We start from the raw sequence: 26424 nt of genomic DNA on the forward strand, positions 1-26424 counted from the left end.
GATCCTGCTTCGCGCCATGGCCCCAGATCAGAGGCTGGTGGGCCGTCAGGCGTGCTCAGTAGGTTTGCCGGCTTGGCGCAGTTCCTTACGCGGCATTGGCAGGCCGTTGACGTGCACTGTGGCAGGGGTGAGATTGCCGGGTGTCGGCAAACTCGTCTGCTGGTCGACGGGTACCCACATGGTCGCCGCGACAGGCGTGACGGGCCGAGCTACTCGTCGCCGCCTCGGGGGCGCAGCGGGGAGGGAAGCGCGCCCTCGGCCGTCGGCGGCTCGAAGATGTTTTCCGACTGTCCTGCCGTGGGGGTGTTCTGTTCCTCGGAGAGTCCCGGCGCGCCCCGGGGCAGCCAGGAGAAGATTCCCAGCAGTGCGACAACGGCGACGACTGCGCCGAGGGCGCGGAGCCCTCTGCGGACCCTTTCCCGGGTGCTCAGGTCCTGCCATGCCGGTCCGGGCCAGTCGTCGTCCGGTTGCCACAAGGCACCGACGGAGTCGGCTTGGCGGACAGGGGCGCTGCCGCGCAGAAACAGCCTTTCCTGCGCGGAGGGTTCCCGCGGTGCGGAGCGTCGAATGGCTTCTTCGCTGTCGTTGAGGAACTTCAGCCAGATGCTCTCGGGATCGGTGGGCTCGGGCGCAGTCACGGTGCCTGCCCCTCTCCCTTCTGGCCGGATCCGGGGGCCTGCCGACGGCCGGTACACCGTTCCGTGCCGCATCAAATGTGTCAGCTTCACTCCTGGGCGCCGAAGCGGCGACCGGCCGTCGGCTCGGCCCCCCACACAATCATTGCACAGTGCAAAATGAGATCGCCAGCCTATGTTCCGCTTCATGGGGAGCCTTTGCCCGCGCTTGAGCCGCAGCGGATCTGGCTGCGTCGTGTGCACGAGATAGGGAACGCGCCCCCCCGGGCTCGGGGAAATCATCGTCGCCCCGCAGGAGGAAGGTGCCGCCGGATAGGGCTCCTTGCATGTCTCCGGCGAGGGCGTCACCTACGTCTGCGGCTCTGCGGCCGGTGTCCGTCGGCAGTTTCGAGGCGGACGAACGGTATGGCCCGGCCCGCGTCGCGGAACGACGTCTCGCTGCCGTCGGCGGGCAGGCCCATGAACGCGCAGAGGCGGCGGGCGGTACGGGGATGCCGGTGGGCGTAGTCGGCCATGATGTGGGCGCCGTCGTCGGGGGAGAGGAAGCGGGCGGTGACGGCGTGGTAGCGGTTGCCGACCTGGATGACGGTCTTCGGGTGTGCGCGCAGGTTGCGGTACCAGTCCGAGCCGGGGCCGAAGCCGGAGGCGACGGTCCAGCCGGGGCGCAGGGTCTCGTGCGCCACGACTTCGAGGACGACGTGGCGGTCGAGGCCCGTCGTGCGGCCGACGTGGTGCAGGAGAAGGAACCGCTTGCCGAGAACCGGCCCGAGTCCGGCGCGGAAGAGGAGGACGGGGGCGCGCGCGACCAGGCGCCGCCAGCCGGTGGGGAGTTGAGGGCGCGTGCCATGGGTTCCTCTGTGGGGCATCGTCGCCTTTCGGGAGTGTCGTCGGAGGTGCCGCTGTTCGGCCTCGATTGGGTAAAGGGCCGGTATGGGCGCCGCTTCAGCAGAACAACCATTGCATAGTCTAAATACGAGAGCGCGTCTACGGAGAGAGAAGCCGCTCTCGAGCACCGCGACCACTTCAGGAGGACGTCCATGATCATGAGCCGGCAGGCGTCCGGATCCCGGCTCCTGTCCTGGTTGCCGGTGACCGCGATGGGCGTGGTGGCCGTGGCGGACGTGGTGGCGGGACCCGGGGTGGGGTTCCTGCCGCTGGTCTCGCTCGGGCCCGCCTTCGCCGGGCTGGTCGGAGGCTGGCGGCGTACCGCACTGATCGGCGTGCTGGCGCTGGTGCTCTGCCTGGCTCTCGGCCTGTACGACGGCCTCTTCGAAGGACGCCGCGGGTTCACCGCCCTGATCTCGGTGGTCGGGGTCACGGGCGCGGGCGTCGCGGCCGCCGTGATGCGCTCGCGGCGCGAGGCCGAGCTGGCCAGCGTGCGGTCGATCGCCGAGGTGGCCCAGCGGGTGCTGCTGCGCCCGGTACCGCGGACGGCCGGCCCGCTGCAGGCGGCGGTTTCCTACACCTCCGCCGTCGCGGAGGCGCGCATCGGCGGGGATCTGTACGAGGTGGTCCCCTCCCCGCACGGTGTCCGGGTCATCGTGGGGGACGTCCAGGGCAAGGGCCTGGCCGCGGTGGAGACGGCCGCCGTGGTGCTCGGCGCCTTCCGGGAGGCGGCCCACGACGAGAGCGACCTCGTGAGGTTGGGGGAGCGGCTGGAGCGCAGCGTGGCCCGTGAGCTGGAGGGTGAGAAGTTCGTCACTGCCGTCCTCGCCGAGATCGGCTCGGCCGGCGGGGCTGTCTTCCTGAACTACGGTCACCCGCCTCCCATGGTCGTACGCCAGGACGGCACGGTGGGCTTCCCGCAGCCGCCCGCCTACGCGCTGCCGCTCGGTCTGGGTGTTCACGGGGCCGAGGGGCCCGAGCCCTACTGGGTGGACTTCGAGCCCGGAGCGCAACTCCTGCTGTACACCGACGGCGTCAGCGAGGCCCGGGACGAACAGGGGGCCTTCTACCCGCTCGCCGACCGGGCGTACCTGCTCAAGGAACCCGACGCGCAGCTGGCCCTCGAAGCCCTGCGGGAGGATCTGATGCGGCATGCGGCAGGCCCTCCGCACGACGACGCGGCCATGCTCCTGCTGCGCTTTCATGGTCATGGAAAGGGAAAATCTGTTCGCGACGCGTGAATGAGCAGGTGCTTCGGCGCGATAGAAAGGGTGTATGCCGCAGCACGAGAGCCCCGTGGGGGCCATGGACGATGTCGACGAGGTCACCCGAGCGGTGCTGACCGCGTCCCGGTTGCTGGTGGCCGTCTCCGCCCGCTCGATCGCCGCGGTCGAGGAGAGAGTGACCCTCGCGCAGTTCCGGATGCTCGTCGTGCTCTCCAGCCGCGGGGCGACCAAGCTGGTCGCCCTGGCCGAACTGCTCCAGGTGGCGCCGTCGACGGCCATGCGCATGGTGGACCGGCTCATCGCCGCCGGGCTCGCCGACCGCCAGACCAACCCCGGCAACCGCCGCGAGACCCTGCTGCAGCTCACCGAAGAGGGGCGGCGCACCGTCGAGGAGGTCACCGCCCGGCGGCGTGAGGAGATCGCCGCGATCGTCGCACGGCTCAGGCCGACGCAGCGGCTGGCGCTCGTCGAGGCCCTCGGAGCCTTCAACGAGGCGGGCGGGGAGCCGCCCGCCCCCGACATGGACGATGAACCGCATCCGCTCGGCTGGGGGGCGGACGTGGCCAGAGACGCGTAAGCCCCCGGCCACCTTCGCGCTGCGCTCGCCGAATGGCGGACGGGCCCGCCCTTCCCGGACTCCTCGACATTTTGCATAATGCAAAAAAGTGCGGGCGTGGTTCGCCGGATCGGGTCGGGAAAGGGGGAGTGGCGCATGCGCTGGTGGCGTCACTCGTCCCGGGATGTGGAGCCCCGTCTGATGGGGCATCTGCGTGCCACTGTCTGGGGGCCTGCCGAGTTCGTCGGCCTCCCTCCATGGTGGCTGGTCGGGGAAGGCGTTCTCGCGGCGGCGCTGGCCGTCGCGGGCATCGTCGGCACGTCCGTCTTCGGGGCCTGGACGGGGCGCCCGGGGCTGGCCGACGGCGCGGTCGGACTGGTGTGTGCGCTCGCGCTCGTTGTCCATCTGATCGTGGTGCGGGCGGGCCGGGCGCTGGTGGGCGCCGTCGCCGTGCTCGCGGCCTGCCTCGCGGCGCAGGCGCCGCAGGCCGCCGCCGGCGTTGTACTGGCGGAGCAGGGGCGGGTGCAGTCCGTGGTGGTGACGTCGGTGCGGGATGAGGGGGCGGTGCGGGGTGGCCGTGGCCGCTATCTCTGCACCGTGGCCGACGGGCGTGGGGTGCCGCTGCAGGTGCGAGTCTGGCGTGGCTGTGGGCAGGCCACCCGCCCCGGGGACGCCCTCGCCGTCGTCTACGACCCGCGGGGACGGGTGCCTCCGCGCGGGGTCGGGGCGGGAGTAGGGGCGTTGCGTGCGTTGCTCGGCCTGAGCGGGTGGGCGGCCACTCTCGCCGCGGCGACGGTCGTCGCGGTCGTGCGCTCCTACCGGATGACCGTCCCGTCGGCCGGCCGACGGAACGGCGCCGGCACCGAACGATCATCCGGCTGACGGACTGGGCGTCGGGGACGAAGTGTTGACGTTGAGGTCAGGGCGGGCGGCGAGGACGATGACGGGGGCGCCGGGCTGAGGCGGGGGCGGGGTGAGTTGGTCCTTCGGGAGCTTGGGCGGGGTGGACTGCTGGAAGTTGACCAGTTCGCCGTTGATCACACCTGTGTTCTCCAGAACGGTGATGTGGTCCAGGACGGTGTCGTTGGCGAGGTCCGCGAGCTGACGGACCAGGGTGTTCCTGGTGGTCGCGCGGATTTTCGCGATGACCGGGAAGATCTGGCCGTGGGTGACGCGCATGATGTTGGCGGCGGTGCTGTCGAACTGCCTGCCGGACTCCGCCGCCGAGGTCGCCACGAACTGCTGCTGTTGCGGACTGGCCTGGTTGGGCAGCGTGACGTTCAACATGGGCGCGATCTTGAGGCACATCGCGTCCAGGCCGGCGTGCCCGACGATCAGGTGTTTGCCGGCCTCCTTCATCTCCGGCGTCGAGCCCTTCTCCATGGCCATTTCTCCCAGGGGGTACTCCCACAGGCCCGCCGCGCGGACCTTGACGACGAAGTCGCGGTCCGCCTCCGTCAGCGGGCCGAACTGGGTGTTGGCGATGATGCGCGAAGTGTCGCTCGACGTGGTCTGGATGCCGAGCATGGCCGGGTAGGCGAGAGCGCTGAGGGTCAGGCCGAGAGCGCCGACCACGAAGACTGTTCCTATCTTGCTGCGCGATGTGGGCATGGGTGCCTCCGGACGAGAGGAGTGCGGACGACAAGAGGTACGGATGTGCGGCATCCCCGGATCATTGCATCAGGCAAAATTTGCACGAGGTGGTGTGGTGTGCGTCACAGCCTTTGCCCCGGGGTGTAAGTCGGCCGGGGAGCGGTGCCACGGGTATCGGTCACACGCCCACGGGTGGAGTGAGGTGACGGGCTCTCCAGGCCGGTGCGGGGGAGATGTGACCTGCGAGGCAGGCAGTTTGGGGCGGTCTCCTGGAGAGGGTCTGGCCGAAGCTGACGGAACCGGTGCTCGGGATCGCGGGGCGCCGCCGTTCGATGATTGGCCCGCCGCAGCGGTCGACAAAGCCCCTCGGGCACGCGGCGGCGGTCGCTCCGCCCTGCAGAACATCGGGTGCGTCGGTTCCTGCCGACTCCGGAGGCGGCCACGGGCCCGCACTCAGGGCGCGCCCCCCAAAGCGAGCTGGGTGGTCAGACCCGCCCGCTCCGCAGTGGCCCGGAGCACCCCGCTGGCTCGGGTGAACTTCACGTCGATACCGGCCAGGGGCAGAGTCCGGCGAATACTCAGCAGGGTGTACAGACCCGGGTAGTCGCAGAAGGTGATGCCCGACAGGTCCAGCACCAGCAAGCCACCGGCGGAGTGGGCGGCGAGCACCGCCATATGCTCTCGGAGTGCATGCGCGGTGTCGGCGTCGAGCTCTCCCGCGAGATGCAACTCCAGTCGCGGCGGAAGGCGTCCTCCGCTCTCCCGGCGGACGGAAAGTCTCGAGGACGAAGCCGCTTTTTGGGGCTCTTGCAGCAGGGTCGACTCGTCGCCGCCCGCTAGTGCGGCACCGACTGTCTCGTCATCCTGCGGGTCGGGCGGAGGTGGTGGCATCTGTTTTCCGGATCGGCTCGGCGACAGTTGCCGACCAGACTTCCCGGCGCACCAGGAAGCATCAGCAGCGCTTCCATGCCTGCATCTTTGCACAGGGTAAAGATCGGCATCAACAACCCGGCGAAGACTTTCGTCCCGCCGACGTGATCGCCGTCATCAGGCCCGTAGATGTCGCCGCCCCGTGCGGGCGGCCGTCTGGCCGCCCGCACGGGGCGGGTGTCAGCTCTCTTCCCCGGCTGCCCCTTCTTCGCGGTTTCCCACCGCTTCCTGCATGCGCGGTGCCTAGGCTGCCATCCACACCACCGACTTCGACCAGCGCCACGTTTCCCGGACGGTCACCCGTCGTCGAGAGCCAGGCTGCTCCACGAAACCGGAAGCCGACGGGCCAGAACGTCCGCCACGCTGCGTGTGAGGGCACCCGCCTCGCTCCTGACCCACACCGGACGAGCCCCTGAGTCAGGCGCCCATGGACGACCACGGCCGCCTCACTCACCTGCTCCCGCCCGGGAGGACCCGGAGACTCAGCGCGTGTTTTGCGCAATGCGAGAAGACGGGACGAGGGTTGTCAGGGTCCGATGTCGACCTGGTGCTCCACGGTGACCTGGTCGACTTCCGACACCCGTACAGTGACCCGCATCGTCCACGTCCCTTCCGTGGGCAGGGTGAGACTGTCACTGCCCCAGTAGCCGCGCTCGTCCACGAGCTCCGCATCCAGGGGGCCCACGCCCTGCGAAACCAGGGTGCAGGCGAGACGCAGTTCGGGCACAGGTACGAGCCCGCCGTCTGCGCCGTAGACGACCGCCTGGACCGCGTTGCGTCCGACCCGCCCGGGTTCCAGGACGATCTGCACCCTGCCGCTCCCCAGGGGTCCCAGGGTGCGACTGCCGGTGTCGAAGGGGACCATCGACAAGGACTGAGTGGGCTGACCGGGCACGAGAACCGCCAGTGCCGCCGACTCCTCGGCCGCCCGTCCGGTCTGCGTCCCGGTCAGCATGGTGGTGAGCATCAGGACCACCATGCCGACCGCCACCTCGGCCAGCACGCACCGGCGCAGCCCGCGCCGCTGCGCTGTCCGCTCCGTCGGAACCCCGGCCCTGGACGGGACGGTGCCGCAGGGATCGTCCGCCTCCCGGCCGCCCACCGCGATCGGCGCCCACTCCGGCTCGGGCGCCGTGAGCAGCCGCCCGGTCCAGCGCCGTGACTGCGCGGCCACCGCCAGTACCACCAGCACGGTCCACACCTTGAGCGACAGCGTCCTGCCGTACCCGGTGTGCAGCAGCGCATCCCAGGACCCCAGCCCGCGCCACGACTGGTAGACGCCGGTGGCGGCGAGAACCGCCACCGAGACGAACGCCAGCCGGGAGAAGCGGACGACCGCGGCGGGAGGGAGCGGATCCTCGGCCGGTGCCCGGTACAGAATGGTGAGCAGGGCGGCCAGCCCGCCCAGCCACACCGCCATCGCGAGCAGATGAAGTGCGGTAGAGACGACCGCCACGGGGACCTGGACGCCGACCGCGGCATGCTCGGCCACTACCCAGGTCGCTGCCAGGGCCAGGGCGAACAGGACACCGGCCATCCTCCCGAGTCGGCCGGCGCTTTGGCGGACCCTCCGGTTCCGAACCAGCACGGCCAAGACGAGCAGCAGCACCAGCCGCACCAGCAGGGCGACGCCTGACCGGGTCTCCATCGTGCCGCGCAGCGACCGCGCGTCGAACACCGCGCCCGGTCCTTCGCCGCTGTCGTACGGTCCGCGGAGCAGCACCAAGGCCAGGGTGGACAGCGTCAGTACCCACCAGCCGGTCACGAAGAGTCGGCGTACGGTTTGCCGGGCCGTGGCCGTCGGCCAGCAGGCCAGGACGAACACGGCGATGCCGATGAGCAGGGCCAGTCCCGCGTAGGCGACGTAGCGGGCCGTTTCGTTCAGCGTGCTCGTGGCCCTGGGTACGGCCGGCTGCGCGGTGGCAGCGGGCCTGGCGGGCGCGCGTTTGCCGACGGAGAAGGTGAAGGCTCCGGTCACGGCGTGGCTGTCCGCCGACACCACCCGCCAGGAGACGGTGTACGTGCCCTGGCCAAGCCCTCCGGCGAGGCGGACGCGGGCCGTGTTGCCATGTCCGTCGGCGTGCTCCGGATCGCCCGCTGTCGCCGGGCGGTTGTCGGGGTCGAGGACGCGGACGGAGTTCTCGACGAGGGCGACGGCTTCGTCGAAGGTGACCGTGATCTGTCGTGGCGCGGTCTTCAGGACGACGCCCTCGCGGGGGTCGCTGCTCGTGAACACGGCGTGCGCGGAGGCCGGGGTCACACCGGCCAGGAGAGAGAGGGTGAACGCCACAGCCACGACGAGCAGGGCCCGGTACGTCCGGTGGGCGCCAGGTGTCGGCCGACGTACGGGACTGGAGAGCGTTACCCGGACGCCGAAGGCGGACGCTCGGTTCACCGCGCACCGCCCCGCCCGGCGGGGCGCCGGTTCAGCCGCCAGGCGAATGCGCCGAGCCCGAGCAGGGCGGCGGCTGTCCCGACGGCGATCAGCCCTCCGGCCGGGTTCTCACCCTCCGCGCGCGCCGAGGCATTGGCGTCACCGCCGTAGGAGGGGCCGTCGGACGGTGTGCGGGACGCCCGTGTGGAAGGCGGGCTGAGGGGCTGCGCGTCGGCGGTCGCGGGCCTCAGCTTCAGCACCGGAGCTGGCTGGTCCGACTCCGCTTCCTGCGTGGGCAGTTCGGTCCAGCGCGAGACCCTGCCGTCGCCGTAGGTGTCGACGGTCTTGAACACGAGCTCCTGGACGTCGGGCAACTGCCGCACGGTGATCGCGTGTTCGGCGTCCGCTCCCGTCGCCAGAGCAGGGCCACCGATCGTGTAGCCGACCGAGGTGGTCTTCAAAGTCCAGCCCTTCGGGGCGTGCGCGAGCGTCACGTCGTCCGGCTCGATGCCTTTCGGCAGGGCGACGCGCACCCGGGCGAAGCCCGCCGTGTCGGACTCGGCCTCGGAGGTGAAGGTGAGGGTGACATTGCGGGCCAGAGCCCTCGGGGTGTCGGCCTCGACCTCCGTGTGGGCGGACGCGGGGTGGGCCAGGACGAAAGCGGATGTCAGAGCGAGGGCGCCGACCACGGTGATGCGGCCGAACTCGCGAGCAGCGGGATTCAGGGATTGCACGGAAGGCAGGGGCACGAACGAACTCCGGAAGCGTCAGGCCGGGCGGGCTTCGACCCGGCCGGGATGATGGCGAAGGGACCGGAACAACGAGGTCTTCCGGTGGCCCCCTGCGCGGCAGCGCATGTTCCGGCACTCCGAAACCGATCAGCAGGCAAGTCCCTCGGCACGCCACTCGCCGCAAGACCGGCAGTGCCCGGCGCACCGGGCGCATCAGCAGCTTGACCCACAACCGTCTCAGCCGCCCACGCGCGGCCACGATCATGCGTCGTGCCGTGCGGGCGCCGGCCAACGCGGCCGCGACGGCCGCGTCGGCCTGGTGCAGCAGCCATGCCACGGCGAGCGCTGCGCCCATGTGGACAGCGGTCATAGCGGCGGAGGACTGGTGCCAGGAGTGGCCGTCGCCGGAGGCCGTCACCGAGCCGGCGGGACCGGCGTGGGCCGCCGTGTTCCGGTGCCCGTCGGCCGCCCAGGCGAGAGCCAGATGGAGCGCACCCTGCACGGCCAGCGTGCATCCGACCGTGGCCAGCGGGGAGAAACGACGGCGGGCGGCGGGCCAGACACCCGCGAACTGCAGGAGCACAAGGGCGGCCACGAGGCGCCACGGCTCTGCCGCGCCGCCGGCCGCATGGTGGCCGAGGGCGGCGAGGACGCTGCCCGCCACGGCGAAGACTCCCGCCCGGGCACAGGCGCCCGACGTGTTCGCCCGCTCCCCCTCTCCCCTCTCAGGGAGGGACACGCAGGCGCCCTTTCGCACGTCTACCCCCTCGCAGGCTCCACCGTATCCGGTGCGTCGGCGCACCCCGTCATGGTGCGGGTACGACGGCGGATCCCCCAGCGTTCACTCTCCTGGCCCGCAGTGCCGCCCGCCCGTCGTCCTCACCGGAGGCCGTCACCAGCGGACGTGCTCGCATCGCCCCACTTGACATGCTTTGCATAATGCAAAGGTACGGAAGGGGCAGCAATGAGTGCCATCCAAACGGCCAAGAACAGGCCGGCCGCGGCGCAGAAGACACCGATCGGTCTCCCACCCTCGCGGAGACTCACCGATCTGCGCTCCGCGCCCTGGGGGCTGCCGGCACTGGCCGTGGTGGTCGGCGCCGGGGCGGGAGCGGGATCGATCGTCTTCCGCTGGTGCATCACCACCTTCACACACCTCTTCTCCGGCCACGGCGACTACGCCGCGTCCCCGGGCTCCGGCAATCCGCACGCGCCGTGGCTGGGCCCGTACTTCGTGCTGATCGCTCCCGTGCTCGGCGGCCTGCTCTACGGGCCGTTGGTGTACCGCTTCGCCAGGGAGGCCCGCGGACACGGGGTACCCGAGGTGATGGTGGCCGTCGCCCAGCGCGGCGGGCGGATCAGCCCCAAGGTGGCCGTCGTGAAGACGCTGGCCTCCGCGCTGACCATCGGCTCGGGCGGCTCGGTGGGCCGGGAGGGGCCGATCGTGCAGATCGGCTCGGCACTCGGCTCAACGCTCGGCCGTCTGGCGAAGGTGCCCGAGGGACGGATGAAGCTCCTCGTCGCCTGCGGCGCGGCAGGCGGCATCGCCGCCACCTTCAACGCCCCCCTCGCCGGAGTCTTCTTCGCCATGGAGCTGATCCTGGGCACGTTCAGCCCCGAGGCGTTCGGCGCGACCGTACTGGCCAGCGTGACGGCGAGCGTCATCGGCCGGGCGGCCTTCGGCGACGTGGCCTTCCTCAGCCTGCCGGACTTCCACGTGGACCATCTCGCGCAATACGGCCTGTTCGCCGCGCTGGGTGTGGTGGCCGCCCTGGTCGGCGTGGGCTTCTCGCGGTTCCTGTACCTGATCGAGGACGCCTGCGACTGGCTGTGGCGCGGCCCCGAGTGGCTGCGCCCGGCGGTCGGCGGCCTCGCGCTGGGCCTGGTGCTCCTTGCCCTGCCCGAAATGTACGGAGTCGGCTACCCGGTCCTGCAGAAGGCGACCGAGGGCGGATACGCGGTCGGCTTCCTGCTGTTGCTCCTGGCGGGCAAGATGCTGGCGACCAGCCTGACGATCGGCATCGGCGGCTCGGGCGGCGTCTTCGCGCCCAGCCTGTTCATCGGGGCGATGCTCGGCGCGGCGTACGGCATCGGCGCGCACGACCTGCTTCCCGGCACCGCCGGCGCGGTGGGCGCGTACGCACTGGTCGGGATGGGCGCCGTCTTCGCCGGCGCCTCCCGCGCGCCGATCACCGCCGTGGTGATCCTCTTCGAGCTCACCGGCGAGTACTCGATCATCCTGCCGCTGATGCTGGCGATCGTGCTCGCCACCGCCACCAGCCGTGTGCTGTCCCGGGACACCGTCTACACGCTCAAGCTGCGCCGCCGCGGCATCGACATCGAGGGTCCCGCGCGGGGCGCGCGGCTCGGTGCGCAGCGGGTCGACGCCGTCATGGAGCCCCTGCCCTCGTCCCTGTCGTGGTCGACACCGCTCCCCGACGCCGCCGACCTGCTGAGCCTTTCCGGCCACGGCGCGCTGCCGGTCGCGGACGAGGCGGGCGCGTACGCCGGGGTGGTCACCGCCCAGGCGGTCGCCGAGGCCCTCGCCGAGCAGCCGGACGCCGTGCCCACCCGGGTCGGCCAACTCGCCGAGCGACCCGCGCCCGTCACCGCGGACCAGTCCCTCGCGCAGGCGCTGAACACTTTGCTCGCGGCGGCGGGAACAGGGGTCCCGGTCCTCGATCACGCGCACGGCGAGCCGGTCGGCTGGCTCAGCCACCAAAGCGCCCTGCGCGCGGTGCACACGGCGGGCGCATAGAACACGCCCTGCCCCACGGCCCCGGCAGGGCGAGTACCGGACACGCCTGGGCCACATGCACCGGCTCCGCCCTCGCATACGAGGACACAGCACTTCACCCTTATGTTGCACTGTGCAAAAATGGGTAGAGGCGACTTTGACGTACCTATCGCTCCCGGGAGGCCACCATGCCCACGAACCACGTCCGGCGCGCGTACTCTTTCGTGTGCCTCGACTGCGGACACGGCTGGGAAGGCGCGTACGACATCGACGTGACCGTGGACGAGCACGCCCGGATCACCGCCGACTACCAGCTCGACGGCGAACGCGTACCGTCCCCGCTGCAGTCACCGCAGTGCCCTTCCTGCGAGGGGCACAAGATACGCATCATGCGGCCGGGGTGTGTGGCTTCGGCCCATCTGTACGAGAGGTGACCGGCGCGGCGGTGGGCTCCCGTGGGACCCCACCGGGCCCGACGGGGCGCGCCGTTCAGAGCAGTCGCCCTCCGCGCACGCTGACGGCTGGGTAGGGACGACCCGAAGACACCCCGATGAGCAGGCCGGGAGAGGGTGACGTCGGCTGCCCTCCCTCGTGGGCCGTACCGTCGATGACTCCGGGGGAATGCCGGAGGTTGTCCGCCGCGCGTGACCTGGTGTCTCGCAGGGCCGGGATCGTGGCCCTCACTCGCCGATCTTCCCGCTCCGTGGTGCGGATCTGCCGGAGCGGCCCCAGCCGGACGTCGCGAGTGCTGCAGGCGGCTTGCCCGTTACCGAGGAGCCCCCGCGTCCATGACCTGGCCATCGGCCGGTCTCGTCATCTTCTGCGAGGTTCGACAGGGCAGGCGGCCCGGCCGTGCGCCTCCGCTTCGGCCGGGCCGCGGGAAACCTATCCCACCGGCAGGAAGTCGCGGGCCGCGATGAAGTCCGGTCGGCGTGCCGGGGCGGCGAAGGGCTCCACCGGCTGGTTCTCCACACTGTTGAACACGATGAAGACGTTGCTGCGCGGGTAGGGCGTGATGTTGTCCCCGGAACCGTGCATGCAGTTGCAGTCGAACCAGGTCGCCGAGCCCGCGGGGCCTGTGAAGAGCTTGATGCCGTGCTCCAGGGCCATCTCGGTCAGCGCCGACGCCGAGGGAGTGCCGGCCTCCTGCATCCGCAGAGATCTCTTGTAGTTGTCCTTGGGCGTGGCTCCCGCGCAGCCGAGAAAAGTGCGGTGTGAGCCCGGCATGATCATCAAGCCGCCGTTGGTGTCACGGTTCTCGGTGAGGGCGATCGACACCGAGACGGTGCGCATTCGGGGCAGGCCGTCCTCGGCGTGCCAGGTCTCGAAGTCGGAGTGCCAGTAGAACCCGCCGGCTCCGAAGCCCGGTTTGACGTTGACGCGGCTTTGGTGGACGTAGACGTCGGAACCGAGGATCCGACGAGCGGTGTCCACAACTCGCGGATCCCTGACGAGTTGGGCGAAGACCTCACTGATGCGATGGACTTCGAAGATCGAGCGGATCTCCTGGGAGGAGGATTCGATGACGGCACGCTCGTCGTTGCGTACCGCCGGATCGGCGATCAACCGCTTCAGTTCGGCCCGGTAGGTCAGGACTTCCGTCCGGGTGAGCAGTTCGTCCACGGTGAGGAAGCCGTCACGTTCGAAGTCGCGCAGTTCCGCGGACGGTTCACCCCAGAGCACGGGGTCTCGGCGGGGCGTCGTCACTTCGGCCGCACCGCGTGTCGGATACAGGTCGGTCATCTCAGGCTCCTTCCGTGAGCAGGGGGTAGACGCCGTTCTCGTCGTGCACTTCGCGGCCGGTGACCGGCGGATTGAAGACGCAGACGAATCGCAGATCGGTGCGGGGACGCATCGTGTGCCTCTCGTGCCCGTCGAGAAGGTAGAGCGTGCCGGGGGAGATCCGGTGTGTCTCGCCGGTTTCGTCGTCGGTGAGCTCGCCCTCGCCCTCGATGCACAGGACAGCCTCGACGTGGTTCGCGTACCACATAGAAGTCGTGGTGCCCGCGTACATGACGGTCTCGTGGACGGAGAAACCCACCCGGTCCCCGGCGAGGACGAGGCGCCTGCTGCGCCAGGCTCCGGATTCGGCGGTCACATCACGGTCCGTGCCCTCGATGTCGGTCAGTGATCGAATGATCATGTGTTCGTCTTCTCCTGTGCGGTCTGGCGTACTGCCCGGGCGAGAGTGCGCAGCCCCTCGTCGAGCTCGTCGGCCGTGATGGTCAGTGCGGGCAGAAGTTTGAGGACCTCGTCCTGGGGACCCGAAGTCTCGATGAGCAGGCCCAGTTCGAATGCGCGGGCATTTGCCCGCGACGCCCATCCCTTGTCGTCGAACTCCAGGCCCCACACCAGCCCCCGCCCGCGGTGGCGGGCGCCGGTGCCGGAGTGCTCGGCGACGATCTCGCGCAGGACGGCCTCGGTCTGCTCGCCACGGGCGATGGTCTGCTTCGTCATGCTGTCGCTGTCCGCCCAGTACGCGTCCAGGGCTGCTGTCGCTGTGACGAAGGCGGGGTTGTGGCCGCGGAAGGTGCCGTTGTGCTCCCCGGGCTCCCAGACGTCGAGTTCGGGTTTGAAGAGGGTCAGGGCCATGGGGAGGCCGTAGCCGCCGATGGACTTGGAGAGGGTGATGATGTCGGGGACGATGCCGGCCTCCTCGAAGGAGAAGAACGAGCCCGTCCGCCCACAGCCCATCTGGACGTCGTCGACGATCAGCAGCATGTCGCGCCGTTCGCACAGATCCGCCAGACCGCGAAGCCACTCCGGGCGGGCCACGTTGACGCCGCCCTCGCCCTGGACCGTCTCGACGATCACCGCGGCGGGCTGGTTGAGTCCGGAACCCTGGTCTTCCAGCAGTCGTTCGAACCACAGGAAGTCGGCGACGCGTCCGTCGAAGTAGTTGTCGAACGGCATGGGGGTGCCGTGCACCAGCGGAATCCCCGCGCCGGCCCGCTTCATGGAGTTGCCCGTCACGGCCAGCGAGCCCAGGGACATGCCGTGGAACGCGTTGGTGAACGAGACGATCGCCTCCCGGCCCTTGACCTTGCGGGCCAGCTTCAGTGCTGCCTCCACGGCGTTGGTGCCGGTGGGGCCGGGGAACATCACCTTGTGCGACAGGCCACGCGGGCGCAGCACGAGGTCCTGGAAGCGCTCCAGGAAAGCTCGCTTCGCGGTCGTGCTCATGTCCAGGCTGTGCGTGACGCCGTCGCGTTCCAGGTAGTCCAGCAGGGCGCGTTTGAGTACCGGGTTGTTGTGCCCGTAGTTGAGCGCTCCGGCACCCGAGAAGAAGTCGAGATAGGTCCGCCCGTCCTCGTCATGGATGCGGCTGCCTCGGGCGCGGTCGAACACGACAGGCCAGCTGCGGCAGTAGCTGCGGACCTCGGACTCCAGGGTCTCGAAGATGGAGGGGGAAGGCTGAGTGACAGTCACTGAGGTAGGTCCTTCGGTGCGGTTCATGCCAGCGGGCTGATGCGGTAGAGGATCTCGGGCTCGTGTCCGTGCGCCGTCGGGAACAGGTCCTCGCCGAAGAGGACTTCGCGCTCGATGCGCGCCCCGCGCCGTTGGGCGAACGAGGCGAACAGCCGGTGCGAGGGTTCATTGCCGGGTGTGATCGTCGTCTCGACCCGGCGTGCCCCTGCGCCCACGCCGCGCACCGCGAGGTCGTCGAGCATCCGGCCGGCCAGCCCGCGACCCCGATGCGCGCGGTCCACTGCTACCTGCCAGATGACCAATGTCTGCGGGTGATCGGGCCGAATGTATCCGGTGATGAATCCGGTGGGGTGGCCGAGGTCGTCGCGCGCCACGACGGAGGTGCGGGAGAAGTCACGGCACCACAAAAGATAGCTGTAGGTCGAATTGAGATCGAGGACCCCGGTGTCACGGGCGATGCGCCACATAGCTACGCCGTCTGCAATATCGGGAAGGTCGAGAGTCGGTACCGGGCAGGGCGAATCCGTCTCCTTGCTGGATTTCATGGGTGACAAACCTAGATGGAGAAGTTGAATTCCGCAGCGCACGAACTTCTCACAAGAGATCTGTCTGGGACGACTTTGATTCGGGGTGAAACTGATGAAACCACACCATAAGGAGAGGGCATTTCGGTCATTATGACACCGGGTTACGCTGCGATAACGATCCGGAAATCCCCTGGTTTGACAATCTCGTTACGGGGGAGGGGGAGGTTCGGGATCAGAATTTCAATGCCAATGAAAATGTGCGCATGCATTCATGACTCCGGCGTCAGGGTTCGCGGGAGCCGTACAGACCGACTGTCGGGAACTTCATCTATTTCTTATGGAACCGCCCTGAATTACCTCGCTAGCTATCCTGTTCCGAATTTCTGGAAACTTCAGCGATGGGCTCGTCTCGTTGTTGCGACCGCCTCTGGCGTCGTGAACTCATCGCGGCGTTCCGGCGCGAACCACGTCTCGGCGGTATGTCGACGCCTCGCTGAGGGCGTCACTGCCGCCCTTGTGGACGTCAAAAGCCACGTCGCGAAGCTGATCCGACGGGCCGCCGGATGTGCTGCCGGTATGCGTCGTGAGGCGGACCCCTCCTGGACGACTGATCACACGGGAGGTCCCCTCGGTGACTCGAACTGTGACCTCTGGGGTTCTCCCATCTTGAGCCTATGCAATCTTTGCTCTGTAGAACCATTGCCCTTCCTTTACCGTTATCGAACCGAGGCCGAAGCCCCGGCGTGCTTGATCGTCGTCGGTGGGCGCGGTCCCTGCCTGGGCTGACGTCGGAATGGCTTCCTGGCGTGCGCTTCGGCGCTCCGCTCCGGATCTGCGAGTCGCCATGTGGTGCACGTGATCGCGTTCCGCCCATCTCGGGGCCGTTGCGCCGACAGCGAGCGGAGGTGGCGGGCGGGAAGGGGGTTCGTAGCCGCCTCGCGTGAGGTCGAAGTGGCCGTTCACCAGGGAGATTTGCACGGTGGCCCGCCCTTTGCGCAGGGAGCGGAGACCGTCACCGGATGCACGCCCCGGGCATCCGCCCGCGCACACCCGCACGGTGATCGCCTACACCATCACGCGGGACGCCATCGCGGATTGCTCCGGACAGGGTCCGCAACTGGCGACGCCGGTTCAGGAGAGGGCGTAGAAGCGGTCTTCGGGGGGATGCGCGGCCACATGCCAGCAGGTGGTCGGTAGGTCGACGTGGCGGGCCGTGCCCGTGTGCAGGTCGAAGATGCCGACCTCGCGGGCCTCGCCGCGACCGGGGTGGTCCATGCCGCCGTAGACGAGGTATCGGCCGGAGGCCGTGGTCTTCATGGCGTGGGGCAGCTTCAGGCCGTGCGGGCCCAGGCGCTCGGGACGGCCGAGCTGGTCGATGTCGAACCGCCACAGGTGCTCGCCGATCGCACCGACGATCTCCCGGTTTCCCAGCCAGGCGATGTGGGTGGTGCCTTTGATGGACGAGTCGGTGGGCTCGATCCGCAGGGTGGACAGGCGGTCGGTCTCGGCGAGGGCCGTGGTGTCGTAGAAGAGCAGGTGTTGGCCGGTGGTGCCGAGGAACCCGAGTGAGCGGTCCGGGCTGACGCTGACGGCATGACCGCCGGCGATGCCGTCGTAGTACTCGATCTTGTACGCGTACCGGCCGGTGGCGGGGTCGTAGCGGAAGACGCAGACGCCTGCCCGGCCTTCCAGGCCGTTGAGGCCGTTGCCGTCGAGGGCGATGTGGAAGGCGTACGGGTACTCGTGCGGCTGGGTGGTGAGCGGGGTCAACGGGGCTGCCTCTCGGGCCTGAAGTGACGGAAGCCGGAACTGTCGGTGTACTCGGGCCGTGTCGGCCTCCACGGGGCCAACCCGGCCAACGGGTTCAACGGCTCGGTCACGCGGGCGACGGCGTCCCGGAGCGAGAAGTCGGCGCCGGCCGTCTCCGTGACCGGCCCTGTGCTGCCCTGCCCGTGTGCCGCGATGGTGTTCAGGGTGGTGTGGAAGGACCTGCGGTAGGCGTCCTCCACCAGAGCGCGCCGGACCGCGGGCCACAGCGTGGGGGTGATCGCCCGCCACAACGGTGGGAGGGCGAACTGCTGATAGGCGCAGATGGTTACTCTGGTGCCGCCCGCGGTCCGGGCGAAGGACACCGAGCCGTCGTCCTGGAGCGCGGAGGCGTTCTCGCTGTGGACCTGCCGCCAGCGCAGCAGCTGCTCGTCCGGGCCGTAGGCGATGGTCTCCAGCTTGCAGACGTCGAGTACGTCGGCGCCGCACAGCGCGAGGTAGGCGGGCTGGGCACGGTTGATGCTCCGCTCGAGCTGCCGAATCGGCCTTCCGGCCTCATCGCGGGTCTGGACATCCGGCGGAAGGCAGGGTGCGGGTCACACCGGCACGTTAGGTCGGGCGGACGTTCACACACCGCCGTCCGGGCCGGACGTCCGCGTTTCGTCATGAGTCGCACGCCCTCCACGAGGGGGACCCCGGCTTACGGTCGGACCATGCGAGACGATCCACGGCTCCCCACCTCTCCCGGCTTCTGGCGCAGCCCACTACGCGGCCCCTGGTTCACGTCCGTGCTCGGCGTCGTCCTGCTCGTCGGCATCACGGTGCTGTTCGTGACGGGACTGGTCTCGTACGCCGCCTACAACCCGGATCTGTCGCCGGTGAACGACAAGACCCCCGACAAGGGCCTCCTCGGCTTCTACCTCTTCGCCTGGCCCACCGGCCCGCACTGGCTGTACCGGCTCAACCAGGGCGTTCACGTCACCCTGGGCATCACCCTGATCCCGGTCCTGCTGGCCAAGCTGTGGTCGGTGGTGCCGAAGCTGTTCACGCTGCCGCCGGCCCGCTCGCTCGCCCACGCACTGGAGCGGATCTCCCTGTTGCTGCTCGTCGGCGGCGGGCTGTTCGAGTTCGTGACCGGTGTGTTCAACATCCAGCTGAACTACGTCTTTCCGGGCTCCTTCTATCCGCTGCACTTCTATGGCGCCTGGGTGTTCTTCGCGGCCTTCGTGGCCCACGCGCTGTTGAAGACCCCATGGCGTTGCGCAATCTGCGGCACGTGCGGGAGGAGCGGAGCGACCTGGTGTCCCCGCGCCCCGCCGAGCCGACCGTCTCCCGGCGCGGAGCGCTGTGGTTCGTCGGGGGCGGCTCGCTGCTGCTGTTCGCCACGACGGTGGGGCAGAACTTCGACGCTCTGCGGCGCACCGCCCTCCTCGCCCCGCACGGCGGGGCCGAGCCCGGCGGCGGCCCGAACGGTTTCCAGATCAACAAGACGGCCGCGTACGCCGGCATCGACGCGGCCGAGACTGGCGACGACGTCTGGCGGCTCCTCGTCACGGGACGCTCGGGCACTGTCCGCCTCAGCCGGGCGCAACTCGCCGAACTCCCCCTGCACAGCTCGGCGTTGCCCATCGCCTGCGTCGAGGGCTGGTCGACGTCCGACCAGTGGTGGCGCGGGGTACGGCTGCGCGACCTCGCCGCACTCGTCGGGTACGAGGACGACTCGCCGGACGTGCTCGACGAGTCCCTCCAGCGGCACGGGGCCTTCCGCCACGCGGCCCTGCGCGCCAACCAGGTCGCCGACCCGCTTTCCCTGCTCGCCCTGTACGTGAACGGAGAAGAGCTGTCCCCCGACCACGGCTATCCCGCCCGCGTGATCGTGCCCGCGGCGCCCGGCGTGCTGAACACCAAGTGGGTGGCCCGTATGACGTTCGGAGAGCTGTGATGCGTCCGCGTGTTCCGATCGGCAGCCCTCTGCAACTGCTGCTGCTCGCCTGCTCGTTCGCGCTCGCCGGCTACGCGGGTGTACGGCTGCTCGCGGACGACTGGTTCGGTGTGGCGCTGTGGATCGTGGGGGCGGCGCTGCTGCACGACCTCGTGCTGCTGCCCCTGTACGCAGGGGCGGACCGGGCGGTGGTACGCGGTCTCGGCGTGGTCGGCCGCCGGGAGTGGGCGATGTACGTCCGTGTCCCGGCCGCCCTGTCCGGCCTGCTCCTGCTGGTGTGGTTCCCGCTGATCAGCGGGATGGTGGACCGGCGCTACCGGGTCGCCACGGGACTGTCACCGGACGGCTTCCTCGCCCGCTGGCTGCTGATCACCGCCGTGCTGTTCGGCGGCTCGGCGCTGCTGCTGGCACTGCGGCTGCGCAGGACCGCGAAGCGCCGGCCGCCGGCCGTCCACTGACCGGCCCGCTCCCAGCCCCGCGCGTAGCGGTGCAGGGCCGGGATGCCGAGCCGTGCCCAGGGGGGAGGGAGCGCCGAGGGTGGCGTGTGCGTCGGTAATGTGGACGTGAACGCGTTCGTCGACGTCCACCGGCGCGGTCTCGGCGATCAGCAGCCCGCCGGGAGTCAGACGGACGGCGACCCGCTCCGGAAGGGCGCGCGGATCGCCGCCGATGCCGACGTTGCCGTCCATGAGCAGGACGGTGCCCCAGCGCCCCTCGCCGGGCAGCGGGTCGAAGACGGAGCGCTGTAGCGCCTCCCCCCGAGGAGGAGTACGGGTGGACTTCCGGCACGCCGGCTTCGCCGCCGACGACCCCGACCTTCCGTACACGGCCGAGACCTGGGGCCGGCTGATGGACCGGCTCAAGGGGTACGCCGAGACGGGCACGCTCCGGCCCTTCTTCACCCTCTGATCAGGTATCCGATGACGATCGACGTGACGGCGGAGCGGGTGATCCCGCTCCCGCCCGGCCGGGTGGCGGCGTACGCCATGGACTGGCGCCACGATGCCGAGTGGACCCAGGGCATCCGCGAGGCGAACCTGACCCGGGAGGCTGACGGCGGCGGGTTCGGCGTCGGCGCGGAGGTGACCCGTACGGCGTACTTCCTCGGTAAGCGCATCGACTACGTGCTCCGCGTCGCCGCCCACGAACCCGGGCGGCTGCTGGACATGATGTCCGTCGCCGGACCGATGCCGATGCACGTCACCTACACCTTCGGCCCGCACCCGGACGGCACGCTCGCGCGCATCCGCGTACAGGGCGACCCCAGCCGGTACTACCGCCTCGCCGCGCCCCTCATGGCGAGGAAGGTCCGCTCCTCCCTCGGCAAGGACCTGCGCGACCTCGAACGCAGGCTGCGGGCCCAGCGGTGACCCGGTCTCCCTTGCCCCTCACGATTGAAGGTCTGTGATGGCGTATGAGGAAGGACTGGCGGAGCGGATCCGCGCCCGGCTGGGTGCCGATCCGGCGATCAGCGCGAAGCGCATGTTCGGCGGCCTGGCGTTCCTGCACGAGGGCAACATGGCCGTGGGAGTGATCGGGGACGAGCTGGTGGTGCGGGTCGGGCCCGATGCCACCGACGCTGCTTTGGCCCGGCCCGGGACACGGGCCTTCCACTGACTTCACCGGCCGCGCCATGCGCGGGTGGGTCGTCGTCGTCGCGCTCGCGGCCTCCGAGGACTCCGACCTCCATGCCTGGACCGATCGGGGGTACGCCCTCGCAGCGGGCCTGCCGGCCAGATGACCTGCGGCTAGGGAGGCGCGGCACCTGTGCGGCAGGTCGATTGCGCCGACGACGGTGATGCCCTGACCCATCGTGGGCACCGGCCGCGCCGGATCACGGGCGCTGGTCGCGCGGCCAAGGCGTCGCGGGCGTGGACCGAGGCGAGGACGGTGCCCACCTCCCGCACGAGGAGGCGGGCACGGTCGCCGTCGGCGGCCACGCGCAGGATCTCGTCGATGTCTTCTGTGCCGTGTGCCCGGGCGATCTCCGCACCGCGGCCAGCCCGCACCGAGGAGTTCGCGGATCTTCCCCTATGGGTAAAATTGCTGTAAAGCGATGAAATGGCTTGCTCGGGGTGCGCCATGCACAGGGACGCGTCCGATCGTTCGGCAGGGTTTCCTTTCCCAGAGGTATCCGGCTGCCCCGAATCGGGGTGCCATCCCCAGCGAGATCACCTCCGCACGTGCACTCAAACGGCGCAGTGTTGACGAACGCCGATTGCCGGATGGTCAGGTGCTCGGAGGCTTCCGGTGCGCGACCTGCGCCGGCAGAGATGCCGCCCGCCGTCAGCGAGGCGGGTGATGCGGGAGGGCGTCGGGGTTGGCGCCCTCGGCCTCGGCTGCGTCTGCGAGGGCCGCGGCAGCGGCCTCTTCCGCCTGAGCCTTGTCGCTGGCGGCCTGGACGACCATGTCGTCAGGCGGTTTCTCGCGGGTGGCCGGCGACTGGGGCAGCACCTCGGTGAAGGCGCGGGACACCTTCTGGTCCCGGCGGCGAGCAGTGCGAAGCCGAGTGCGAAACCGAGCATGGTCCATACGCCGCGGGGCCAGAAGATGTGGCTGTCAGTGAAGGACCAGCCGGCCACCAGGAGAACCACCGTGCCGGGAATGACGCGCACGCCGTGTTTCGGGAAGAGCGCGACCGCCGTGGCCACGACAGCGACGATGAGGGCGTAGGCCCCGACCTGCCCGAGCGCCTCACCCGTGTCGTAGAGCGGGTACTTGATCCGCCCCAGGTTCGCTGTCCCGGCAGCGTGCTCGACTGCGGTTCCCGCCGCGATACCGGCCACCGCGTCGAGACCGGTGTAGAAGGCCGCGTAGGTGAACGCACTCGCCCAGGCCACCACCGTGGCGAAGCCCGCGAGATCTGGTCGGGGGCGGTGCCACAGAGGGACGAGGAGGCCGAGCGTGAGCAGTGGAAAGACCGGCAGCAGTGCGATGTGCAACTGTGTCCAGTCCGTGGCCGTCGCCCTGGACAGGCCATGCGGGTGCGCGCCGCCCGCCGCAGCCAGAACAAGGGGCGCGACAGTGGCGAGGGTGATGTTTCGGATGGTCAACACGCTGCGATCGTAGGCGCGTTACGTCACGTGAGACGGCTGCGTCAGGGCTTCGTAAGATCTGGCGTGGTTCCGTGGAACGCTGGAAGCCGTCCGCCCGGGTGATTCCCTCCGACGCGACACCGGCCTCGCCGATCTTGCGGCGAGGCCGGAGCAGAGGAACCGGTGGCGGCCCGGTCGGTCGGTTCAGCCGCAGCGGCGCCCTGAGTTGATGCAGGAGACCGCCTGGTTCATGAGCTGGTCGGTCATCACGTTGATGAAGTCGTTGTGGTCGGTGATGGCGTTGTGCTGCTGTCCTTGGAAGCCGTCGACGGCGAAGTTCGGTGCCGCGGGGGTTTTGTAGGTGAGCCGCATGGTCAGCTGTGGGATGGCCTTGAAGCCGCTTGCGCAGTTGCCGCCTGCGTCGGCGAAGGCGACGTGGCTGCGGTGGTCGGCGCTGTCGATGTTCCTGCCGTCCCAGCAGCTCTGGAAGGCGAAGCTGCGCACCACCTTGCTGCCGCTGGGGCAGATCGGGTACTTGTCGGTGAGCTGGACCTTGTTCTCGAAGCCGGTGCAGCTCCAGTGGGCGTTGGCGTTCTTGGTGCCGTTGGTGAACGCCTTGGCGTCGCCGGTGATGATCCGCAGGAAGCGGGGCATCGCCACGACCTTGCCGGTGGGGCTGCCCTGGTAGGTGATCGTGACGGTCGCGGGCACCAGGATGGCTCCCTTGTTGCCTTCGGCGCCGCCGCCGAGGGCGCCTGCGTCGGGCCCCTGGCGGGTGGTGTCCCGCAGGACGGGCCAGTAGTACGCGGACTGGTCGCCGTTGGTGCAGGAGGTGCCCTGCGCGCTCAGGGACTCGTTGGTCGAGTTAAAGTCCACCTTCCGGTTGCCCACGTAGTCGTGGACGTGGTGGGCACCGTTGCTGACACCGGGCGCCACGATGTCGTTGTCCGAGTTGTGCTGTCCCTGCTTGTTGACTCCGCATCGGGAGGTGAAGGCTCCGGTCGAGGCGCCGGCCTGCCTACGGACCTTGGGCACGTTCGGGGCCACCTTCGTGATGTCCACGAAGTCGGCCACGGTGGGCCCGTCGTTGCTCTGTCCTGCGGCACCGGAGCCGCTTCCTTGCTGTCCGGTGTTGCCTCCGTCGCCCTGGGCGCCGCCGGGGCTCTGGCTGGCGGCCCCGGCCCCGGCCCCGGATGCCTGGGGCCCGGGTGCATCGAGGCCAAGGTTGCAGACGGCGAGAGCGTCCAGCCCTGTGGGCCTGGCGGCCGACCGCCCGATGGCGATGGCGATCCGGTCGATGGTCGCCTTCCTCTTGTCTGTCAGAGGGCCGAGGATCGCGTTCTGCACAAAGTTCGGGCCTCCTTGCCCACGGGTGTCGACCAGCCGCTGGTTGGCCTCCGCGGTCTGGCGGTCCAGCAGTTGCAGGTTTCGGTCCACTTCGGCCTGTGCCTGCTGGGGGACGGCCGGCAGCTTGCCCTTCACGTCCGGACAGCTGATCGTCTGGGCTGACCGCGTCGTAGGAGCGGTGGCGGTGACGTCGGACGCGTTGGCGGCGTAGTTCACGGCTACGAGACCACCGCCCCCTGCCAGGAGCGCCGTGACCGCCATGATGGCGTTGCGGCGGCTTCGGCCGCGCCTGTGATCTGCTCGCATGAGAACTCCCGATTTCACAACGTGGTTCCTGGTCCAGCGGCGATACGCATCACGCGCCGCCCGGACGCCCCCAGCCTCACCTGAGTGGTCGGCGCTTGGCAGCTGTTCACGTGGCGCGTCATGGACACGTAAGAACTGAGCCGCGCCCGAACTGACCCCCGCCCAGCACGAGGAACTGCGTCGCCTCGGCAATCTCCGCTCGACGCTGGAAGAAGCCGGGATCCCATGTGATCCGGGCCGTGTGCGCTACGACGACTTCACCCAGTGCCTCGCGTACCAGGACGCTCTGGAGCTGCTGGAGTCGCCGACCGCAGTACTGGGGTTTCCGCCGGCAGCAACCATCAGGCGGGTGGGCATCAGTCGCGCGGCCGCGTCGCTCGGGTTGCGCCTTCCCGACGACGTCGGCGTGGTCGGCGTCGACGATCTGCCCTTCGCGGAGTGGCTGACTCCCTGCCTGACCACCGTGCGCACGCCGCTCGCCGACGTGACGCCGACGGGTGATCCGGGTCTTCCGTCTCCTGTGCCAGTCGAGGACCGAACTGGCACAGGACTTCGCGGAATTGTCCTGTCCGGGCTCACCAATCCAGTCCCAGCTGGTACCCCGCCCGACTGGGCGCGGCCGGCCCGCATGCCTTGTCGGCTGCGGGAGTGGTGATCGCCGTCGAGCATTCCTGCGGGGTCAGAACGGGTTCGGCGCCCCGGAGAGGAGTCTCCAGGGCGCCGGGCCGCGGTGGCAGCTTCTTACACCGCGGCTATGCCCTCCATGCCGGACTCGGCGAAGGGGGGCAGTCCGGTGGCTGTGGTGACCTTGGTGAGGGAGCCGTTCCTGCCGATGCGGAAGCCGTCGACGGTGCCGGAGGTGCCGTTCTGTACGTACAGGAACTTCTCGTCCTGCGTCACCGCCAGGTCGATGACCCCCTGGGACATCGCCGATGGCGGGGTGGCGATGCCGACCTCGTTGGTGAGCGCGAGCCTGCCGTGCCGGTCGGTGCGGTAGCCGGTGACGGTCGAGTTGCCGGTGTTGCCGCCGTAGAAGAAGTCGCCGACGCGCTCCAGCCAGCACAGTGTGTTCTGACCGTTGGCCAAGGGCTTCTGGAGGACCTTGAGGCGGCCGTCGGCGAGCACCTTGTACGTACTGACCGTCGACTTCTCGGCCTCGGCGACCAGCATCCGGCCCGTCTTGTCGAAGGTGATCGCGAACGGCACGCCGCCGGCCGAGTGGTTGACCTTCGCCCGGTGTGCGGGACGTCCGTCGCGCCGCATCGGGAACACCTCGATGGTGTTGGCCGACTTCGTGGTGACGACCAGCTCACGGCCACCCGGGGTGAACGCGACCTGGCCGGGCGAGCTGCTGAACAACGGCACCTTGTCGTTCTTCAGCCCCAGGGAGCGATATGAACCGCCCAGCGGCTTGAGTCCGTTGGCCGTGATCCTGAAGCCCTGGACGCTGCCCGCGCCTCCCGCGTTCATGACGTAGGCGAGGTTGCCGGACACCGCGATGGACGAGGGGAAGTCCCCGCCCGAGCGCACCACCCGTCAGTCCGTCAGTTTCTGTCCCTCGACCCGGAACGAGGTCACCGTGCCGCTGCCCGCGTTGACTGCCAGCAGCAGATGCGAGCCGCGGTCGTAGACGAGTGAGCCCTGGGAGGCGAGGGAGTCGGTGGGTGCGTCGACCTGGTCCCCGCCCTCGCCGCCGGTCGCGTAGGCGCCTGCGGCGGTGAGCTTTCCGTCCTCGCTGCGCTTGAAGACGTGGATGGTGTTTCCGGCGAGCTCGTTGCCCTGTACGAAGACGGCGTGGTCGGCTCCCGCCTTGGCGCTCTTCGTCGTCGCCCCTTCGTGCGCGCGGGGGACTTCCCCCGCCGAGGCGATGGCCACCGTGGTCGCGACCGCCGCCGAAGCGAGGATGCCGGCCCCGGCGACGGTCATCCGGACCTGCGACTTCGACCTACGCCTGGTATGCCTGCTCACGCCTGACTCCTCGTACCTCGCCGCCACCGTCAGTCGGTGACGTGCGGAGCCAGAGTTGCCTGTGGGGCGGGTGGGATGAAGATGTTTCGGTCCCGCGTCAGCTTCTCGTAAGAAGTTTCTCGTATGAAGTTGCTTCTGGTCTGCAGGTTCGTCGAGGGCCGTTGGGCGACCGGTGCGGTGTCGGAGGGGTGCCGGTCAGCGGGTGACGCGGCGGGCCATGAGGGTGATGGCGGCCCAGCTGATGGGGTTTCGGACCGCTGGACGAGCCATTCGTAGTCCCGGGCATGGCGGCGGGCGTTCATCGTCCAGGCCAGGCTCTGTTCGACTGTCCAGTGCGGGGGATGGCGACGAAGCCGGTGGTGTCCTTCGGCCGGCTGAGGGTCTTGACCGTCGGGCTGAGGTGGCGCTCTGCCCACGTCACGATCTTGTCCGCATT

At 69.6% G+C, this 26424-nt stretch carries 26 protein-coding genes and 4 pseudogenes; 12 read left to right on the top strand and 18 right to left on the bottom strand.

All coding sequences use genetic code 11. The features are described 5' to 3' along the window. Positions 1-209 precede the first annotated feature (209 nt). Positions 210-638 (bottom strand): hypothetical protein, encoded by a 429-nt coding sequence (locus C6376_RS30645; protein WP_107446377.1) that lies wholly within the window; start codon positions 636-638, stop codon positions 210-212. A 341-nt stretch (positions 639-979) separates the two neighbouring features. Continuing rightward, positions 980-1501: a nitroreductase family deazaflavin-dependent oxidoreductase gene (locus tag C6376_RS30650; RefSeq protein ID WP_107446378.1), complete on the bottom strand. Its 522-nt coding sequence runs from the start codon at positions 1499-1501 to the stop codon at positions 980-982. A 171-nt stretch (positions 1502-1672) separates the two neighbouring features. Between C6376_RS30650 and C6376_RS30655 the strand changes: the two genes are divergently transcribed. The 3 genes from C6376_RS30655 (at position 1673) to C6376_RS30665 (ending at position 4184) form a co-directional block, all read left to right on the top strand. After that, on the top strand, positions 1673-2761 hold the full coding sequence (locus tag C6376_RS30655) for a PP2C family protein-serine/threonine phosphatase (protein WP_173985764.1): 1089 nt from the start codon (positions 1673-1675) through the stop codon (positions 2759-2761). A 34-nt stretch (positions 2762-2795) separates the two neighbouring features. Then, positions 2796-3323 carry a MarR family winged helix-turn-helix transcriptional regulator gene (locus C6376_RS30660; protein ID WP_107446379.1) on the top strand — a complete coding sequence of 176 codons (528 nt, stop codon included), beginning with the start codon at positions 2796-2798 and terminating at the stop codon, positions 3321-3323. A 180-nt stretch (positions 3324-3503) separates the two neighbouring features. Then, complete coding sequence (locus tag C6376_RS30665; protein ID WP_107446380.1) at positions 3504-4184, top strand: hypothetical protein; 681 nt, start codon at positions 3504-3506, stop codon at positions 4182-4184. On the opposite strand, the gene C6376_RS30670 is transcribed toward C6376_RS30665, so the two are convergent. From C6376_RS30670 to C6376_RS30685, 4 genes are all read right to left on the bottom strand, one after another. Next, complete coding sequence (locus C6376_RS30670) at positions 4173-4913, bottom strand: DUF4142 domain-containing protein (RefSeq protein WP_107446381.1); 741 nt, start codon at positions 4911-4913, stop codon at positions 4173-4175. The genes C6376_RS30665 and C6376_RS30670 overlap by 12 nt on opposite strands. Before the next feature lie 435 nt (positions 4914-5348). Then, positions 5349-5786: an STAS domain-containing protein gene (locus C6376_RS46210; RefSeq protein ID WP_107446382.1), complete on the bottom strand. Its 438-nt coding sequence runs from the start codon at positions 5784-5786 to the stop codon at positions 5349-5351. A gap of 565 nt (positions 5787-6351) precedes the next feature. Beyond that, positions 6352-8121: a copper resistance CopC/CopD family protein gene (locus C6376_RS30680; protein WP_107446383.1), complete on the bottom strand. Its 1770-nt coding sequence runs from the start codon at positions 8119-8121 to the stop codon at positions 6352-6354. Between the two features lie 95 nt (positions 8122-8216). Then, positions 8217-8933: a DUF1775 domain-containing protein gene (locus C6376_RS30685; RefSeq protein ID WP_107449288.1), complete on the bottom strand. Its 717-nt coding sequence runs from the start codon at positions 8931-8933 to the stop codon at positions 8217-8219. Between the two features lie 961 nt (positions 8934-9894). Between C6376_RS30685 and C6376_RS30690 the strand changes: the two genes are divergently transcribed. Next, positions 9895-11688 (top strand): chloride channel protein, encoded by a 1794-nt coding sequence (locus C6376_RS30690; RefSeq protein WP_107446384.1) that lies wholly within the window; start codon positions 9895-9897, stop codon positions 11686-11688. Between the two features lie 167 nt (positions 11689-11855). Further along, entirely contained in the window at positions 11856-12101 is a 246-nt protein-coding gene (locus tag C6376_RS30695; protein WP_107446385.1) for a hypothetical protein, read from the top strand. Between the two features lie 451 nt (positions 12102-12552). Here C6376_RS30695 and thpD read toward each other — a convergent pair whose 3' ends face one another. From thpD to C6376_RS44785, 6 genes are all read right to left on the bottom strand, one after another. Continuing rightward, positions 12553-13410 carry an ectoine hydroxylase gene (gene thpD, locus C6376_RS30700; RefSeq protein WP_107446386.1) on the bottom strand — a complete coding sequence of 286 codons (858 nt, stop codon included), beginning with the start codon at positions 13408-13410 and terminating at the stop codon, positions 12553-12555. 1 nt (position 13411) lies between these two features. Then, positions 13412-13810, bottom strand: coding sequence for an ectoine synthase (locus tag C6376_RS30705; RefSeq protein ID WP_107446387.1), 399 nt, complete (start codon positions 13808-13810; stop codon positions 13412-13414). Next, complete coding sequence (gene ectB / locus C6376_RS30710; RefSeq protein ID WP_107446388.1) at positions 13807-15096, bottom strand: diaminobutyrate--2-oxoglutarate transaminase; 1290 nt, start codon at positions 15094-15096, stop codon at positions 13807-13809. Before ectB ends, C6376_RS30705 begins: the two co-directional genes overlap by 4 nt. 23 nt (positions 15097-15119) lie before the next feature. Beyond that, positions 15120-15641 (bottom strand): diaminobutyrate acetyltransferase, encoded by a 522-nt coding sequence (gene ectA, locus C6376_RS30715; protein ID WP_107446389.1) that lies wholly within the window; start codon positions 15639-15641, stop codon positions 15120-15122. Positions 15642-16754: 1113 nt separating this feature from the next. Further along, positions 16755-17393 (bottom strand): hypothetical protein, encoded by a 639-nt coding sequence (locus C6376_RS30720; RefSeq protein WP_216825621.1) that lies wholly within the window; start codon positions 17391-17393, stop codon positions 16755-16757. Continuing rightward, complete coding sequence (locus C6376_RS44785; protein ID WP_216825622.1) at positions 17390-17755, bottom strand: hypothetical protein; 366 nt, start codon at positions 17753-17755, stop codon at positions 17390-17392. Before C6376_RS44785 ends, C6376_RS30720 begins: the two co-directional genes overlap by 4 nt. 348 nt (positions 17756-18103) lie before the next feature. Between C6376_RS44785 and C6376_RS30725 the strand changes: the two are divergent. The 6 genes and pseudogenes from C6376_RS30725 to C6376_RS45645 all read left to right on the top strand — a co-directional run bounded on the left by C6376_RS30725 (position 18104) and on the right by C6376_RS45645 (position 20949). Continuing rightward, positions 18104-19332, top strand: a pseudogene (locus C6376_RS30725) (molybdopterin-dependent oxidoreductase). After that, a complete protein-coding gene (locus tag C6376_RS30730; RefSeq protein WP_107446390.1) occupies positions 19332-19790 on the top strand; it encodes a hypothetical protein in 459 nt (152 codons plus the stop codon). The pseudogene C6376_RS30725 and the gene C6376_RS30730 overlap by 1 nt, the downstream one beginning before the upstream one ends. 105 nt (positions 19791-19895) lie before the next feature. Next, positions 19896-20081: a hypothetical protein gene (locus C6376_RS30735; RefSeq protein ID WP_159083305.1), complete on the top strand. Its 186-nt coding sequence runs from the start codon at positions 19896-19898 to the stop codon at positions 20079-20081. 25 nt (positions 20082-20106) lie between these two features. Further along, positions 20107-20241, top strand: coding sequence for a hypothetical protein (locus C6376_RS46215; RefSeq protein WP_301554718.1), 135 nt, complete (start codon positions 20107-20109; stop codon positions 20239-20241). Positions 20242-20252: 11 nt separating this feature from the next. Continuing rightward, the gene (locus C6376_RS30740) at positions 20253-20702 is read left to right on the top strand and encodes an SRPBCC family protein (protein ID WP_107446392.1); all 450 of its coding nucleotides are present in this window, start codon (positions 20253-20255) and stop codon (positions 20700-20702) included. Between the two features lie 37 nt (positions 20703-20739). Beyond that, positions 20740-20949: a TfoX/Sxy family protein gene (locus tag C6376_RS45645; protein WP_254076135.1), complete on the top strand. Its 210-nt coding sequence runs from the start codon at positions 20740-20742 to the stop codon at positions 20947-20949. A 129-nt stretch (positions 20950-21078) separates the two neighbouring features. Here the strand turns inward: C6376_RS45645 and C6376_RS45650 are convergent. From C6376_RS45650 to C6376_RS30760, 3 genes and pseudogenes are all read right to left on the bottom strand, one after another. Further along, a pseudogene (locus C6376_RS45650) lies at positions 21079-21290 on the bottom strand (hypothetical protein); the annotation flags it as partial. A 328-nt stretch (positions 21291-21618) separates the two neighbouring features. Continuing rightward, positions 21619-21813, bottom strand: a pseudogene (locus C6376_RS30750) (SPFH/Band 7/PHB domain protein); the annotation flags it as partial. A 758-nt stretch (positions 21814-22571) separates the two neighbouring features. Further along, entirely contained in the window at positions 22572-24020 is a 1449-nt protein-coding gene (locus tag C6376_RS30760) for a DUF1996 domain-containing protein (protein WP_107446393.1), read from the bottom strand. A 175-nt stretch (positions 24021-24195) separates the two neighbouring features. On the opposite strand from C6376_RS30760, the gene C6376_RS30765 reads away from it, so the two are divergent. Continuing rightward, positions 24196-24675 carry a substrate-binding domain-containing protein gene (locus C6376_RS30765; RefSeq protein ID WP_301554747.1) on the top strand — a complete coding sequence of 160 codons (480 nt, stop codon included), beginning with the start codon at positions 24196-24198 and terminating at the stop codon, positions 24673-24675. Positions 24676-24761: 86 nt separating this feature from the next. On the opposite strand, the gene C6376_RS30770 is transcribed toward C6376_RS30765, so the two are convergent. From C6376_RS30770 to C6376_RS45660, 3 genes and pseudogenes are all read right to left on the bottom strand, one after another. Then, positions 24762-25553 carry a beta-propeller fold lactonase family protein gene (locus tag C6376_RS30770; RefSeq protein WP_254076136.1) on the bottom strand — a complete coding sequence of 264 codons (792 nt, stop codon included), beginning with the start codon at positions 25551-25553 and terminating at the stop codon, positions 24762-24764. A 3-nt stretch (positions 25554-25556) separates the two neighbouring features. Beyond that, the gene (locus tag C6376_RS45655) at positions 25557-25988 is read right to left on the bottom strand and encodes a hypothetical protein (RefSeq protein WP_254076137.1); all 432 of its coding nucleotides are present in this window, start codon (positions 25986-25988) and stop codon (positions 25557-25559) included. Positions 25989-26183: 195 nt separating this feature from the next. Further along, positions 26184-26415, bottom strand: a pseudogene (locus C6376_RS45660) (IS5/IS1182 family transposase); the annotation flags it as partial. Between the last annotated feature and the right edge of the window lie 9 nt (positions 26416-26424).

This window comes from Streptomyces sp. P3 (assembly GCF_003032475.1).
Taxonomy (GTDB): domain Bacteria; phylum Actinomycetota; class Actinomycetes; order Streptomycetales; family Streptomycetaceae; genus Streptomyces.

What these genes read in the sequence shown, in the direction of transcription:
- C6376_RS30650 (WP_107446378.1), bottom strand. Translation starts at nt 1,501, where the DNA reads ATGCCCCACAGAGGAACCCATGGCACGCGCCCTCAACTCCCCACCGGC.
- C6376_RS30655 (WP_173985764.1), top strand. Translation starts at nt 1,673, where the DNA reads ATGATCATGAGCCGGCAGGCGTCCGGATCCCGGCTCCTGTCCTGGTTG.
- C6376_RS30660 (WP_107446379.1), top strand. Translation starts at nt 2,796, where the DNA reads ATGCCGCAGCACGAGAGCCCCGTGGGGGCCATGGACGATGTCGACGAG.
- C6376_RS30665 (WP_107446380.1), top strand. Translation starts at nt 3,504, where the DNA reads ATGGGGCATCTGCGTGCCACTGTCTGGGGGCCTGCCGAGTTCGTCGGC.
- C6376_RS30670 (WP_107446381.1), bottom strand. Translation starts at nt 4,913, where the DNA reads ATGCCCACATCGCGCAGCAAGATAGGAACAGTCTTCGTGGTCGGCGCT.
- C6376_RS46210 (WP_107446382.1), bottom strand. Translation starts at nt 5,786, where the DNA reads ATGCCACCACCTCCGCCCGACCCGCAGGATGACGAGACAGTCGGTGCC.
- C6376_RS30690 (WP_107446384.1), top strand. Translation starts at nt 9,895, where the DNA reads ATGAGTGCCATCCAAACGGCCAAGAACAGGCCGGCCGCGGCGCAGAAG.
- C6376_RS30695 (WP_107446385.1), top strand. Translation starts at nt 11,856, where the DNA reads ATGCCCACGAACCACGTCCGGCGCGCGTACTCTTTCGTGTGCCTCGAC.
- thpD (WP_107446386.1), bottom strand. Translation starts at nt 13,410, where the DNA reads ATGACCGACCTGTATCCGACACGCGGTGCGGCCGAAGTGACGACGCCC.
- C6376_RS30705 (WP_107446387.1), bottom strand. Translation starts at nt 13,810, where the DNA reads ATGATCATTCGATCACTGACCGACATCGAGGGCACGGACCGTGATGTG.
- ectA (WP_107446389.1), bottom strand. Translation starts at nt 15,641, where the DNA reads ATGAAATCCAGCAAGGAGACGGATTCGCCCTGCCCGGTACCGACTCTC.
- C6376_RS30730 (WP_107446390.1), top strand. Translation starts at nt 19,332, where the DNA reads ATGCGTCCGCGTGTTCCGATCGGCAGCCCTCTGCAACTGCTGCTGCTC.
- C6376_RS30740 (WP_107446392.1), top strand. Translation starts at nt 20,253, where the DNA reads ATGACGATCGACGTGACGGCGGAGCGGGTGATCCCGCTCCCGCCCGGC.
- C6376_RS45645 (WP_254076135.1), top strand. Translation starts at nt 20,740, where the DNA reads ATGGCGTATGAGGAAGGACTGGCGGAGCGGATCCGCGCCCGGCTGGGT.
- C6376_RS30760 (WP_107446393.1), bottom strand. Translation starts at nt 24,020, where the DNA reads ATGCGAGCAGATCACAGGCGCGGCCGAAGCCGCCGCAACGCCATCATG.